16 protein-coding genes are annotated in these 14,655 nt (G+C 37.9%); 4 read left to right on the forward strand and 12 right to left on the reverse strand.

Annotated features, from left to right (window positions below; genetic code table 11):
* Window positions 1-133 precede the first annotated feature (133 nt).
* Complete coding sequence (locus tag MKY30_RS23600; RefSeq protein WP_147210317.1) at window positions 134-292, forward strand: YfhE family protein; 159 nt, start codon at window positions 134-136, stop codon at window positions 290-292.
* 91 nt (window positions 293-383) lie between these two features.
* Here MKY30_RS23600 and MKY30_RS23605 read toward each other — a convergent pair whose 3' ends face one another.
* The 4 genes from MKY30_RS23605 to MKY30_RS23620 form a co-directional block, all read right to left on the reverse strand.
* Window positions 384-1,088, reverse strand: a complete 705-nt coding sequence (locus MKY30_RS23605) for a hypothetical protein (RefSeq protein WP_156984845.1) — start codon at window positions 1,086-1,088, stop codon at window positions 384-386.
* A gap of 3 nt (window positions 1,089-1,091) precedes the next feature.
* Window positions 1,092-1,949 carry an ABC transporter ATP-binding protein gene (locus tag MKY30_RS23610; protein WP_147210315.1) on the reverse strand — a complete coding sequence of 286 codons (858 nt, stop codon included), beginning with the start codon at window positions 1,947-1,949 and terminating at the stop codon, window positions 1,092-1,094.
* Complete coding sequence (locus MKY30_RS23615) at window positions 1,939-2,316, reverse strand: GntR family transcriptional regulator (RefSeq protein ID WP_147210314.1); 378 nt, start codon at window positions 2,314-2,316, stop codon at window positions 1,939-1,941. Before MKY30_RS23615 ends, MKY30_RS23610 begins: the two co-directional genes overlap by 11 nt.
* A gap of 257 nt (window positions 2,317-2,573) precedes the next feature.
* Window positions 2,574-3,629, reverse strand: a complete 1,056-nt coding sequence (locus MKY30_RS23620; RefSeq protein ID WP_147210313.1) for a M42 family metallopeptidase — start codon at window positions 3,627-3,629, stop codon at window positions 2,574-2,576.
* 195 nt (window positions 3,630-3,824) lie between these two features.
* Here MKY30_RS23620 and MKY30_RS23625 point away from each other — a divergent pair, with 195 nt between their 5' ends.
* Entirely contained in the window at window positions 3,825-4,400 is a 576-nt protein-coding gene (locus MKY30_RS23625) for a copper resistance CopC family protein (RefSeq protein WP_147210312.1), read from the forward strand.
* Between the two features lie 3 nt (window positions 4,401-4,403).
* Complete coding sequence (locus tag MKY30_RS23630) at window positions 4,404-5,504, forward strand: CopD family protein (protein ID WP_147210311.1); 1,101 nt, start codon at window positions 4,404-4,406, stop codon at window positions 5,502-5,504.
* A 62-nt stretch (window positions 5,505-5,566) separates the two neighbouring features.
* Here the strand turns inward: MKY30_RS23630 and MKY30_RS23635 are convergent, their stop codons facing one another.
* From MKY30_RS23635 to rfbA, 8 genes are all read right to left on the reverse strand, one after another.
* Window positions 5,567-6,877: a PcsB-like coiled-coil domain-containing protein gene (locus tag MKY30_RS23635; RefSeq protein WP_339282593.1), complete on the reverse strand. Its 1,311-nt coding sequence runs from the start codon at window positions 6,875-6,877 to the stop codon at window positions 5,567-5,569.
* 250 nt (window positions 6,878-7,127) lie between these two features.
* Complete coding sequence (locus MKY30_RS23640; RefSeq protein ID WP_156984849.1) at window positions 7,128-8,819, reverse strand: DUF6044 family protein; 1,692 nt, start codon at window positions 8,817-8,819, stop codon at window positions 7,128-7,130.
* The gene (gene rffA, locus MKY30_RS23645; protein ID WP_156984850.1) at window positions 8,782-9,912 is read right to left on the reverse strand and encodes a dTDP-4-amino-4,6-dideoxygalactose transaminase; all 1,131 of its coding nucleotides are present in this window, start codon (window positions 9,910-9,912) and stop codon (window positions 8,782-8,784) included. Before rffA ends, MKY30_RS23640 begins: the two co-directional genes overlap by 38 nt.
* Before the next feature lie 4 nt (window positions 9,913-9,916).
* Window positions 9,917-10,273, reverse strand: coding sequence for an EamA family transporter (locus MKY30_RS23650; protein WP_147210307.1), 357 nt, complete (start codon window positions 10,271-10,273; stop codon window positions 9,917-9,919).
* Between the two features lie 37 nt (window positions 10,274-10,310).
* Window positions 10,311-10,991: a GNAT family N-acetyltransferase gene (locus MKY30_RS23655; protein ID WP_147210306.1), complete on the reverse strand. Its 681-nt coding sequence runs from the start codon at window positions 10,989-10,991 to the stop codon at window positions 10,311-10,313.
* Between the two features lie 39 nt (window positions 10,992-11,030).
* Window positions 11,031-11,990 (reverse strand): glycosyltransferase family 2 protein, encoded by a 960-nt coding sequence (locus MKY30_RS23660; RefSeq protein ID WP_147210305.1) that lies wholly within the window; start codon window positions 11,988-11,990, stop codon window positions 11,031-11,033.
* The gene (gene rfbB, locus MKY30_RS23665; RefSeq protein ID WP_147210304.1) at window positions 11,966-12,994 is read right to left on the reverse strand and encodes a dTDP-glucose 4,6-dehydratase; all 1,029 of its coding nucleotides are present in this window, start codon (window positions 12,992-12,994) and stop codon (window positions 11,966-11,968) included. Before rfbB ends, MKY30_RS23660 begins: the two co-directional genes overlap by 25 nt.
* Window positions 12,987-13,919 carry a glucose-1-phosphate thymidylyltransferase RfbA gene (gene rfbA / locus MKY30_RS23670; RefSeq protein ID WP_147210303.1) on the reverse strand — a complete coding sequence of 311 codons (933 nt, stop codon included), beginning with the start codon at window positions 13,917-13,919 and terminating at the stop codon, window positions 12,987-12,989. The genes rfbB and rfbA overlap by 8 nt, the downstream gene beginning before the upstream one ends.
* A gap of 355 nt (window positions 13,920-14,274) precedes the next feature.
* Between rfbA and MKY30_RS23675 the strand changes: the two genes are divergently transcribed.
* A complete protein-coding gene (locus MKY30_RS23675; protein WP_341085570.1) occupies window positions 14,275-14,652 on the forward strand; it encodes a hypothetical protein in 378 nt (125 codons plus the stop codon).
* Window positions 14,653-14,655: the final 3 nt, after the last annotated feature.

Raw genomic sequence — 14,655 nt, forward strand, 5'->3', positions numbered from 1 at the left:
AACAAACGGTATTTGGGAAGATAATAAAAAGCTGATAAAATTTCAACCGGATAATGGTTATGTTTTATGTTTTAATTCGTTTAAACAGGGAAAATATTTAGTAGAAAAACTTTATTGGAAGGGATGATTACTCATGAGAAATACACAATATCAGCCAGCAAAAAAGAGGGACGTTGCTGATGCTCAAGAGGTCCATTACTCTAAAGAATTTAAGCAGGCAGATATTGCCGGCGGCTTCCGGAGACCTAGGGTTAATGAAGCAAAATCTGAGAACCCTAATTTAAAACAATAAATATTTTTCTCTTTAACAGTATAATATAAAACTTTTAAAAAGGAGCTGTCATCAAATGTTTAATGTGCATTTGATGACAGCTCCAGCTTCCTTAACGCCTATTCACTATAGTGATTTTCCTTATAAATGGGAAACCTATCAGATAAAGCACAATACCGATTAAAAATAGCATTACAAAGGTCATAAGCGTTATATTGGAGAATAGATCAACAGCCGCTTGAATCATCCAGCCCTCAAAAACACCATATAGTATAACAACCAGCAGGACTCCTAATAAGCTTCCTGCCCCTGCCAGACCGGTACGATAAAAAATTAATCCAATTAAATATAATAGTGCCATAATAAAAAACATCACAAATGTATCTACTACGATCCTCATCACCCAATTATCTGTTAAAAGCATCGCTGGATGAACATAAATATAGTTTGTAACCCCGACAATGTTAAATATCCACTCTGTTATCTGTTGAAGGGTGCTTCCTAAAAATGCCATAATAAAAGAGTAAACTGCCATAAAATATAAATGCATAAGATACATATTCTTACGGGTCGCCCCCATCTTTAATCCGAATGGAACGCTGCCTTTTACTAACAGAACCCCAACAACACCTACATTAAAGTAAGTTCCGAACGGGATAGCGAAATACATTTTAAAATCGTCGACAGCTCCAAGTAATAAATAACAGATAATAGCTGATGCGATAATACACCCTATAAAAATAGCAAAAAAGATTTTGGCTGTACGAATTACTTCCGTTGAATAAGCGTAAAACATACCTTTTATTTGATTGTTCATGGATTATGCTCCTTTCTTTTTCTCCGTCAAATGAATCATTAACTCTTGAACTGGTACGCCTTCTACTTCAAGACCTGCATCTAACGCCTCTTTCCTGCTGCCAAAAGCATAAGCCATAGAGCTGCCGGCTAAGTCATTACGCTGAATAATTTCTTTATCTGCTAAAAAGGCATCTACCTGATCCTTTGGTCCAGAAATTGCGATTGTTTTCGCCCGTAGGTCTTCTGCGCTTTCCTGTAAAATAACGGAGCCTTCCCTTAAGATAATGACTTCCTCAAACATTAAGCTGACCTCATCAATTAAATGTGTCGAAAAGATAATCGTCCGCGGATTTTCCTGATAGTCCTCCAATAATATTTCATAGAACTTTTTACGAGATGGAGCATCCATGCCGATATAAGGTTCATCAAATACAGTAATTGGCGCTCTGCTCGCTAATCCTGCTGTAATACCTAATGCAGACTCCATTCCTTTGGATAATGTCTTTATTTTGGCTGATTGCTTTAAATTAAAAATCTCTAATAATTCTTCTGCCATTTCTTGATTCCAATTTGGATAAAAGTAAGAATAGATTTTCAATACTTGTTTTATCTTTAGCTCTGGACTGAAATTATTCGCTTCTTTAATCAAACAAATGGATTCTGTTAAACGTTGATTATCAAAAGGGTTCTCTCCATCGATAGAAATACTGCCTGCAGATGCTAAAATCTGTCCGCTTAGAATATCCATAAATGTCGTCTTACCCGCTCCATTTCTCCCTAACAAACCATAAATTTTATTCCCCTCTAAAGTAAGAGAAACCTGATCCAAAGCATTATTTTCTCCATAGTTTTTACTTAACTGATCTACTTTAATTTCCATTTGCTTCATCCTCCCGGTTAAGCATATTGATCAATTCTTGCCTATCCATCTCCAGCTTCTGTGCTTCCTTTTTCATTGGAAGTAAATAATTTTCATAAAAAGTCTGTTTTCTTTTTTCAATGACAATCCCTTTTGCTTCATCTGTCACAAACATGCCAACACCCCGTTTCTTTATCAAAATACCCTCTGAGACAAGCTCATTGATTCCTTTTCCAGCAGTTGCCGGATTAATCTGATAAAATTTAGCAAACTCATTTGTGGAAGGTGCACGTTCTCCACTGTTCAATGAACCGTCAATAATAGAATCTTCAATTTGTTCTTTTATCTGCAGAAAAATCGGTTTGTTTTCATCCAATTCTTTTTTCATTAGCCTCATCCCTTAATTGGTTAATCACTTATGTAACTAACCCTATAACATAAACTTTAAAAAGTCAACTTGCTTTTTGTAATTAATCATCTATTTTTGTAAAGAAACCCTTATGTACAAAGAGTTTCATCTATTGAAATTTTTATTATTAAACAGCACTATTCTAGAGAAATAAGTTAGTTAATAAACGTCAGTTGAGGTTTTATGCACAAAAAATAAGACCAGGTAAAGTACCCCGATCTTATTGTTTCGTTCTATTATCCCTCTACCATTTCTGACTGAACATAATGATAAACTAAATTCTCTGTGTGCTTAAGAGACAATTCATGTGTACGTTCAAATGCATGTGATGCATCAATCCCCGGACCAATAAGTCCATGAATGACATCATGGCCGGCATGAATGGCTGCTGAGGCATCAGATTGGTAATAAGGATAAATATCTAATTTATACTCAATCTCGTTGGCTTTCGCAATTTCAGTGAGATGATTGCGGAGACCGTAATGGTATGGACCTGAAGCATCCTTCACACAAATGGATACCGTGTATTCATCCGTTCTTTGGCCATCCCCAATAGCTCCCATATCAACTGCTAAATATTCTACTGTTTCCGGCGAAATATTAGAATTGCCGCCATAGCCGATTTCTTCATTATTGGAAAAAAGGAAATGCGTTGTATATGGCAGTTCCTTTTGATCTGCCGCAAGCTTTTCAATCACTTTGATCAGGATAGCAGCACTTGCTTTATCATCCAAATGACGGGATTTGATAAAGCCAGATTCCGTTTTTTCCACCCGCGGGTCAAAGGAGATGAAATCACCAATTTCAATGCCCAATTTACGAGTATCTTCCTCACTCTTTACCACTTCATCAATCCGCACTTCCATATTTTCTGTATCTCTTTTCAGCTCACCGGCTTTCCGATATACATGAACAGCAGTTTGATGCATTAAAATCGTACCTGTATATTTTTTCCCGCTTACTGTGTGAATAGTACAGTATTCCCCTTCTACAAAGTTAAGTGGAAAGCCGCCGATAACTTGTATTTTCAAACGGCCATCTGTTTTTATTTCTTTGACGATTGCCCCTAATGTGTCTATATGAGCTGTCAAGAAGCGGTGCTTAGACGTATTTTTCCCTCGTAACGTCGCAATCAGACCGCCTTTACGATTTCTTTTCATCTCTACATTGCTCTTCTCCAACCGCTGTTCAATAAATTGAATCGCATCCTTTGTGTAGCCGGACGGACTTGGTATCGATACCAACTCTTTAATTAATATCATTGTTTCTTCTATATTGGGAAAACTACTCATTATTATCCCCCTTGTAAAATTAAGTTATATTCATTAGTCTACTATAGTTTATCAGAAAAAGCATTGTCATCAATTGTTCATAGTTTATAAAAATGTGATTATTTTACTTTGATTAGACTTGTTACTCGTCTTATTCTTTTGTAAGCTTAGGTTTGAAGAAATTATATTTAATTCAATAAAAAGGAGAAAAACATTATGAAAAAACTTACAGGAGCTTTAGCTCTAGTTACCTTATTATTCGTATTCAGTGCAAGCCCTGCCTTTGCACATACACATCTTGATACATCTGATCCAGAGGAAGGCTCAACAGTAACAGAAGCTTTAGACAGTGTTACCCTTTATTTTGAAACAGTGATTGAAGAAAGTGCTGTATTGGAATTACAAGCAGAGGATGGAACAGAGATTACACTTGATAATATTACTGTGAATGATGATGAATTATCTGCTGATGTTACAGAGCCTTTAGAAAATGGAGCATATACCCTTAGTTGGGATATTATTGGTGTGGATGGTCATCCGATGGAGGATTCCCTTTCGTTTGAAGTGGACATTGAGGAAGCAGCAGCTGATGAAAATACAGAGGAAGATACAGAAGGACAGGAAGATGAAGATGCAACGGAAGAACAGGCTGATGAAAATGAGGCCGCTTCTGAAAGTGATGTTCAAGATACAGCAGCAGAGGATAGTAATTCAAATACCCTGCTGATTACTATTCTGCTTGTTGCAATTATCGCTGTTGTAGCTATTGTATTACTAAAAAGGAAGAAATAATGTATGTTCTATCTAACCATTTTCACAGAAACATTCTTATACCTTTGCCTTGCCTTTTTAGCAGGAAGCTTTCTGGTCAGATTGCTTCCTGCCACTTCTTCTATTAAGATCAAAGTATCCTCTAACCTACAGCTTGCGGCGATTTGGGGAATTGCCTTATTTGCATTTATTCCGCTTATTCAGCTAATCAGCCATATTGCCAAGCGAACTTCATTAGGCTCAGGCTTTGAAACTGTCTTATTATCCTTTCGCATTGGAAATGCCTGGTTATTCTTATTTATTATTTGCGTTCTTTTCAGCGTTTATATTGCTTTTGTCAAAGATACAAACAGTAAACAAGCGGCATGGACAGGAATTATTTTCACAGCTCTGACGGCAATTGGAATTGGCTGGGCAAGTCATGCAGGGTCATTCGAAGGAGTTTCGGGAGCAGTAACGCATTCAATCCATATGTTTGCGGTAAGTGCCTGGGTTGGAACCTTGATCATGGTAAGCTGGTTTGCGCCAAAATCTATCGACTGGCTGCGTTTTATAAAAGGATATCATCCATTTGCATTGATCTGTTTCGCTATTGTCGTTCTCAGTGGTATTCTATTAGCACAATTCACTGTTGACTTGAGACAATATGGCGACGCTCTTCTAGTTTCTTATGGACAAAGCTTATTTTTAAAACAATTATTTATCATCCCGCTATTGCTATATGCCATATTTAACGGCGTATGGATGAAACGGCGTTTACAAGCTGATACAGCCTTCCAGGCACAGCCCTGGATACGAGTGGAATTCTTTATTATTCTATTTATCTTATTACTGACAGGTATTATGAACGAGCAATCACCGCCGCTTCATATTGAAAATCTTATTGCGCACAGCGGATATGCTCCGATATTGAATATGTTTTATGATGGATCTATGGATGGCGCAGGAATAAATTTAGTATTAGACGGATCTGTTTTCTTCTTTATCAGCTTAGCAGCTGTGTGTCTTGCAGCCAACATTTATATTTTTAAAACGAAGAGACATCCTGCACTTTCTTATCTTACATCGCTTCTCTTTGTCATAATGGGATACTTTGCTTTTATACAAAGTATTGTAATCAGCTGATAAAAAGTATGCGTAATAAACAAAAAGCATGTATCCTTTATTTTCAGGATACATGCTTTTATTTATCTTTCTAATATCGTTACTTTAACATCTTTTCTTCCCCAGCTGTGCGCTTGAGATGTATCTGGAAAGAAAACATCAATTTTATTACCTTTAATTGCTCCGCCTGTATCTCGTGCTACAGCTACTCCGTAACCTTCCACTTCTACAATACTGCCGAGTGGAATAACACTTGGATCAACAGCGATTACTTTTGCACCAGGATTTTGTTTTAAATCAAATCCAGTTGAAGTAATTCCACTGCATCCAGAGCAGTTCGCCGTATATGCGGTTGATGACACTGTAAATGATTTTCCAGAGCTCTGCTCATCTTTAACTGCTACTGATTCTTCTTTTTCAACTTTATCTTCATTATTTGAGCTCTTCTCTTCTTTTGGTTCAGAAGGCTCTTCTTTCGGTTCTTCCTTTTCAACAGGAGCTTCTTCATTTTCTTTTTCTGAATCATTTGTAATTGTTTTTGCTGCTACACTTGTTTCTTTTTCCTGATGAACTTTTACTTCTTCTTCCGCTGCTTTTTCTTCAGCTTCTGCAAGCTTAGCTGCTTCTTCTTCCTTTACTTTTTCCTCTTCAGCAGTAATATCTGCTTGTATATCAGCTTCTAAAGATGCCAATTGTGAATCAGTAATTTCCAGCTCAGCAACAAGTGATTCTAAATCAGCCTGCTTCGTTTCTAATTCATCTTTTTGTGCATTACTATCTGCCAATGCCAGTTCAACACTCTCTTTTGCAGTTGCCTGTTCATCTTTTAAATCATTCAAATCAGCCATCTTGTCTACTTCTTCTGAACGCTTATCCTCTAAGGAAGCTATATCTTCCTCCTGCTGTTCAATTAATGAAGCATCAGAATCTGCAATTTTGTTGACTGCATTTGCCCGTGAAATAAAATCTTCAAAGCTCTGCGCACCGAAGAGCACCTCTAAGTAATTAATGTCTCCGCCGGAATGCTGAACAGATTTCATACGGTCTTTTAATATTTCAAAACGTTCCTCGATCTTGTCTTCAAGCTCTGACATTTCATCTTCTAATACAAAAATATCTTCTAATAAAGCATCAATCTGTTGATCTGTTTCATCAATCGCCTGCTGCTTTTCTTCTAATTCTGCTTCTGTACTTGCAATTTCACTCTTTAACTGCTCCAATTCTTCTAACACTGAAGCAATTTGTTGCTCAGAATCAGACAACTCCGTCTTGACTTCCGAACGCTGATCACGAACTCCCTCGAGATCATCAGCAGTTTCTGCTTGAACTGGTACAATACTGGAACTCATGAAACCAACTACCATTACTATCGCTAGCAAAAATGATTTCTTCAATTCTTTTCCCCCTGTTCCTGCATCACTACTACATAGGTCTCTCTCTCTTAAAAAAGCATTAAAACCCTTTTTTATTATGCAGTTTTGTGAATCATAGGATAAATTTAACACAATATAAATTCCTAGTGCAGTGTAACATCTGGAGATTGCAGAAAGGTTATCGAAATATTACAGTTTTGTATCACATCAAGAGAAAAAAGCTGCCCAAGCCTGTCATACGAATGCTTTCAAGCGTAATATTACAATCCAGTTACATTACGTGATATAAATAAATTTCCCATACAGAATCTTTTTCTTCAAAAGTTTCCTCCAATGACAATCCGATATCTTCTGCATTTTCAATCGGAACAGCGGATAATATATATTCTCCTCCTAATTTCTTTAAAGCTTCTGTATCAATAGCTAAATCCTGAATAGATTCATTTCTGTTCTTCGTAAACATATAATCCTTGCCCTGCTCTGCTGAATACATGTATAGTCTTCCGCCCCAGGTATCAAAATAGTTTTCTAAGGTCGGGCTTTTGTCCAGTTCGCCGGCAATCACCTTCCGAAAGGCATGCTTATATTCGAGTGGAAAGCTATTATTATACGTATCCAGGGTGTAAAATCCATTATACTGAGCTATTGTCGGGTGTAAGCCGATGCTGACAACACGATAATCACTTGGATCCTCTCCAATATAGTCCTTAATGGATGTAAACAAGTCCTCTGAGTAAAATTCCTTAAAAGTCGGGGTATTTGCTTCCCTATATTTAAACTCTTCTGTCAGACCGAACAGCATTACACATTGCATTATAATAAGTGCAACCACAATCAGCTTCCCAATTTTTTTAAACCTCCAGAGGATACCTAAAGCGAGTGCAAAGGCAATATACCAAATTGGCGGATCCATGAAATGAATCCGTGCAAAATTAAATGTATTTAAAACAGAAATACTTTCTTTCAGCGGCTGCCAGCCCTCCCAGTACCAGAATGCATACCAGAATGACAATACCAAATTCGCTAAAAACAGTGCAAAAAGCCACTTTGGATGCCGATTTTTAAATAAAGCGATCAAGACGGCCAATAAAATAACGGGGACAATAATATAGGCCTGAACTGCTTCATCATGCGTATGACCGTATAAAAAGTTCTCCCATGCCAATTCATAACTCCGTTCAAACGTATTACCGCTCAACTCCAGTTCTTCTCGATGTGAGGTAAAGCTATCATCAAAAAACATAGATGTAATTAGCAAATAATCCTTCATCAGAAAAATACCCGCCATCATTGCCAGTGCGGTAAAAAAAGTCCAATTCCATTCTTTATAACGGATTCGGTCAATCAGCCATAATGCACCGATTACCGCCAGAAAGAAAACAAAGCTGAGGACAAAATTCGCAAAAAACGGTATTAGCAGAAGCAATACCCAAGTATGCTTCGGAGCATTTGTCCGATATTTCCGAATCATTAAAAAGACATATAAAGCAAGCGGCATGCCAGCTATAGAAAGAACTCCTGACGGCCAGTAGGGAAGCATAGCAAAAGCAAGCGAAACGCCAACCGTTATCCAGGGTGTTGTCTCTTTTTTTACAACGAAGCGTGTTAATAATAAGTACATGCCAAAAAACGCTGCAAAGCGCATAATAGTCTGGCTGATAGTATAAGCTGTGATTGGTTCGAACAGGACATACAGCCAAAGTGCTGCATCAAATGCAGAAGGCAAAGCACTGCGTGGAAGTCCGTCAATTGCATAAGGAAGCTGCACATCTGTTAAAGTGAAAATAGAGCCGCTCTCAGCAAGCACTTTATACCAGACAATATTAGAGTCCATATTATCATGGACTCTAATATGTACATCTTCACCATAAATCACATAAGGAGATAAGTAAGCAAGTAAAATAAGACAGCCCAGCCATATCCACTTATTGTGCATAAAATTGCTGAATGCTTTGAATGACATACTCTACATCCCCTTTACTTATTCCATAGTAAAGTGGCAGCCGTAATAAACGTTCACTTTCTATCGTTGTATATTGGTCCTCTCCAGAGAAGATGCCGCATTCTTTCCCTGCGACAGAAGAATGAAGCGGAACATAATGTGTTGCGGTTAATATATCACGTTTCTTTAAATAATGGATCAGTTGTCGGCGAACATTTGAATCCCTTGTTTTAATAAAGAAAAGATGTGCATTATGCTTCCTGCCTCCCGGGATAGAAGGAAGTTCTATTTCTCCTGTTTCAGCGAGAGGTGTCAATCTTTCTTGATACATTTCCCACGTCCTCAGACGATTTTCATTTATTTCTTCTGCATGCTCCAGCTGTACAGAAAGATAAGCAGCATTGAGCTCACTGAGCAGATAGGAGGAGCCAATATCTCTCCATGTGTATTTATCCACTTCTCCACGGATAAATTGAGAGCGGTCCGTCCCCTTCTCTTGAATAACCTCTGCGCGCTCCATTAAGGAAGGATCATTAATATATAACGCTCCTCCTTCACCACAAACATAATTTTTAGTTTCATGGAAGCTGATGGTTCCCAAGTGTCCAATGGTTCCTAAAGCTTTCCCTTTATAAAAGCTCATTAAGCCTTGCGCTGCATCCTCGACAACCCACAGCTTATACTTTTCGGCAAGCTCCATGACGCTGTCCATATCACAGGAAACACCAGCATAATGCACAACTGCAATTACTTTTGTCTTATCTGTGATTGCTGCTGCAATTTGCTCCGGGTCGACATTCATTGTCCCTGGTTCGACATCAACAAAGACAATTTTCGCCCCTCTAAGAGCAAACGCATTTGCTGTCGAAACAAAGGTATAAGAAGGCATAATAACTTCATCTCCTTCTCCAATCTCTGTCAGTAATGCTGTCATTTCCAATGCTGCTGTACAAGATGGGGTAAGCATAGCTTTTTTGACACCCATATTTTCTTCGAGCCAGCGTATACATTTTTCCCCATAGGTACCGTTTCCTGATAATTTCTGTTTTAATATTGCATCACTAATTGCTGCATCTTCTTTTCCTATATAGCATGGTTTATTGAATGGTATCATGGTATCACCTCATTATCAGAATACCTATTACGACAAAAGCAAAGCCAATAATTTTCTGTGTACTGACCGGTTCTCCAAATAAAAGAACAGATAAAATAAACACAAGAACAAAAGAAAGGCTCATAAACGGATAAGCGTAACTGATATCAAATTTCGTCATAGCTGCCATCCAGCTTAATGCCGCTAAAAATGCTGCAATAAAACCGGATAGTATCCAGGGGTTCCAGACAAGCTGAAATAAAAACAAAAACTTATCAAATAAGCCGTCCGGCAGTTCTCCCTGTCTATCCATTGTCCATTTTATAATCAATTGTCCATAGACAGTAAATAGAATAGTTCCGGCAATATAAAAATAACCCAAGTTCCTCTCCCCCTAACACTTCATTTCATTACCCTTTTTAATAGAAGGAACCATTCACTTTATGATAAATATCCTTACCCGCCCGTAACCGAAAACCTAATCCGATAAAGACATTTAATGATGCCGGATTACTGGGAGAGATCGATGTAATCAGCTGCTCCTTACCTGTCCGTTCAAACTGCTCCTTAACGCATGCTGCTGCAAAAGGACTGGCAAATCCTTGCCCACGGATATCTTTATGCATTGCCAAAAGCAGAATATTCTCTTCCTGATAAGCAAAGAAGCCTTCCACACGCCCCTCCTGCTTATAAGCAAGAATCAGCTTTTGCTCAATTAAGTCCTTTACCCAATTTCGATAACGTAGATCAGCCATCTCATTTGGTACTTGAAAATCACGGTGGTATCTGCCGCCTTGAAATGCTTCTTCGGCAATAGCTAATATATCATCTGCATTATAATTTTCATGAAAGGATACATCACCAGCCCGCTCTTTTAAAAATTTATCGCGGTAGCAGTAGGGCTCCATTAACGTATCTGCATAGTAAAAACCATATTTATGAAGTAATGCCTTATCTGCGAGCGGGTCTACCTTAACGGTAAAATGCCCCTCAACATCTGCCGATTCCCTTAATGCATCTTCATTATATTCGGTCAATTGATAGGTTGCGAGCGGGAAATTACGGCTGTCCCAGGGCGTGGGTTCTAAATATTTACTCATTCTCCTCTTCCTCTCTACCAGACTTCTTCTTTCAATATGTTATTTTTGTTGAACTTTTTGAACTGCACCTTTTATATCTTTAATTAAATAGATTGGCCGGTTTTTCGCTTCATTGAAAATTTTTCCAAGATAGAGGCCGATAATTCCAAGCTGGAAAAATATTAAGCCGCCAATAAAAAAGATAGATACCATCACACTGGTCCAGCCTTGAACAAGCTCATCTAAAAAGAAATAGCGAAAAAACAGATATAACGCATAGATAAAAGAAGCAAAAGCCATCAGAAATCCCACACCAATTGAGAGCCTCAAAGGTTTATTTGATTGAGAAACAATCGCATCCGTTGCCAGAGCAAATAATTTTTTCAATTGGTAGGATGACTTTCCTTCTTTTCGGGCATCATGCTGCACTTCTATTTTTGTCTGCTGATATCCCATCCATTGAATAAAAAAAGGGAAATAACGGTTCTGCTCACGCAGCTTTCGAAAGCTCTCTACTACTTTTTTATGGGAAATGCTGAAGTTCGCTATCGAAGCGTCTGTCTTTTTCCCTGTAAAATAATCATAGACTTTATAAAAGGACTTGGACGTGAATTTTTTCAAATTTTTATCCTGCCTTTGCACACGCTGTGCAAACACAACATCATAACCATCCATTGCCCTTTCATACAGAGACACAATTTCCTCCGGGCGGTCCTGCAGATCACAATCCATCACAACCACCCAATCTCCGGATGTAAAATCAAGACCTGCGGTTATTGCATGATGCTGTCCAAAATTACGGGACAGGTTAATTCCCTTTATTTTTTTATCTTTTTGGTGAAGTTTAAGAATTGTTTCCCAGGCATGATCCGGGCTCGCATCGTTTACCATAATAATTTCATAATCTGCTGGAATGGACTGGATTGTTTGAATAATTCGGTTTGCAAGCTCGATCAGGCAGCGTTCACAGCCATAGACTGGAATCACTACAGAAATTAAATCGGTACGTTCGTTTTCCATTTTTGTAAATACCATCCCACAGTTTTTCTCAGTCCATCCTCTAAACCTACTTCGGGCTGCCAGCCTAGTTCTCTTTGTATCTTGCTTGCATCAATAGCATATCTTTTATCATGACCTTTACGATCCTCAACAAAGGTAATCAAGTCAGAAAAATGCTCCAAACGGTAAGTTTGAAGTAAATCCGATCTTTGTTCATCTAGTAAATGACAAATTAAATTTGTAATTTTCATATTTTCCTGTTCATTATTCCCGCCAACATTATATATCTCCATGGTTTTGCCCTGATGATAAACCATGTCAATGGCTCTGCAGTGATCCTCTACAAATAACCAGTCACGTATATTCTTCCCGTCACCGTAAATCGGTATCGGTTCATTTGCCAAAGCATGCCGGATAATCGTCGGAAGCAGCTTTTCTTCATGCTGTCTCGGACCATAATTATTCGAACAGGAGGAGATAATAACATTCATACCATACGTGTGACCAAAGCTTTTCACTAAAAAGTTCGCACCAGCTTTTGATGCACTATACGGATTTCTTGGATCGTAAGGAGTCTCTTCTGTAAACTTGCCAGATTCTCCTAATGATCCATAGACTTCATCGGTCGATATTTGATGAAACCGGCGCTCCTGAAGCACTCCCTTTGTCTCCCAGTCGGCTCTGGCCGCCTGTAAAAGATTCAAAGTCCCCACCACATTCGTATTAATAAATGGACTGGCGTCATCAATGGAGCGGTCTACATGAGACTCAGCAGCAAAATGAATCACACCCTCAATATCGTATTCTTTGAAAATTGCTGCCACTGTATTTATATCCGCAATATCTCCTTGAATAAAATGATAGTTCTCTTTATTTTCTACTTCTGTTAAGTTATTTAATGAACCGGCATAGGTCAGCTTATCAATATTAATTAACTGCTGGTCAGGATATTTCCTCTGATAATATTGGATGAAATTAGAGCCGATAAATCCGGCTCCGCCTGTAATTAAGATAGCCTTACTCATTTCCTACCAGCCCTAACATTGGATGATGATCAATAGCATCCCAGTATTGCTGGTTATGCTTTCGATTTGCAATTTCCATTAAATATTGTCCATAGTCTGTTTTCTCCATAGATTTTCCTTTTTCATAAAGCATATCCCGGGAGATATAATTCAGATAGAAAGCAATTTCCTCCAGGCAGGCAATCTTGAAACCTTGACGCTGCTGTGTTGTTTTAATAAATTCAGCTGCATCAAATAAGGATTCCTGCGTTCCTGCATCCATCCAGGCAAATCCTCTTCCTAACAGCTCTACATGAAGCTGGTTCCATTTTAAATATTCTTTATTTAAATCTGTAATTTCTAATTCACCGCGCTCAGAGGGTTTGAGCTTTTTCGCAATTTGAACAGCTCTGGAATCATAGATATACAGACCTGTCACCGCAAAATCTGATTTAGGGTCCTCCGGCTTTTCCTCAATGGAAATCGCATTTTGATGATGGTCAAATTCAACCACTCCAAAGCGCTCTGGATCCTTCACACGATAACCAAACACGGTTGCATGCTTATGTTTTTTGATTGCATTCCGCAGTAATGTTGTAAAGCCCTGACCAAAGAAAATATTATCTGCAAGAATTAAAGTGACATCATCTTTTCCAATAAAATCTTCTGCAATAAGAAAAGATTCCGGGATTCCTTTTGGCTCAGACTGTTCTTTATAGACAATTTGAATACCTAAGGAAGATCCGTCTCCTAATAACCTTTCAAAGCGTTCCGTATCTTCCGGTGTACTAATTATCATCACTTCTTTAATACCGCCAAGCATTAAGACAGATAATGGATAATAAATCATCGGCTTATCAAATACTGGCAGCAGGTGCTTATTAATACTATCCGTACTTGGAGATAGACGTGTTCCGCTTCCTCCGGCGAGAATAATCCCTTTCATGGTACACACCCTCCGTTAAAATAGATTTTTATTATAAAAAACTTCTCTGTGAATATAACTCTTAGATTAAGTATTCCTTCTTATGACCATTTATAAACTTACATTCTTATTTCAAATTTATTTCGGGATGGTAATAATAACGGTGTTCATTGCCTAAGAATTGCCACAATTAGGATAAAGGTGTTAAAAGACAGAGACGTTCAGGGGTAATCTTGTATCTAAGGACCCAGCTTTTAAAGTTTAAAGCGATATTCTCTTTAAGTCCGGGAAATTATAATCTATAAAAAATATAAGCACGCATATGCTGATTCTTCTTTGGTAAAATAACAATCATAATTAAATAGATAGATGGAGATTGATTTCAAATGAATCAAGAACAGTTAGAGGAAAAATATATAAAAATGCCTCCGCAGAGCTTAGAGACAAAGGTTATATCAGTCCAATTAATGTTTTGGTGCAAATGGACCGGCTAACAGTTAAGCAGGTGGAAGGCTGGCGTTTCAAAAGAATTAATTATTTAGAAGGAGCAATTAATCTTAATCTGGCAAAATTAAAACACTTTCTACAGGGCTTCAAAAAATATGCTAAAGAACATCATTTAAAGCCTTCTGTAACTGTCTATAAATCCTGGGGAAAAGGTGCAAAAAAAACATTGCGATTTTCGAAGACAGGAAATCCCAATTTGGAAAAATCTTGTTTGACGCATTATGTAAAACAATCCGATAAAGAATAAAAT

Source organism: Oceanobacillus sp. FSL W8-0428 (assembly GCF_038004405.1).
GTDB lineage: Bacteria > Bacillota > Bacilli > Bacillales > Amphibacillaceae > Oceanobacillus > Oceanobacillus sojae.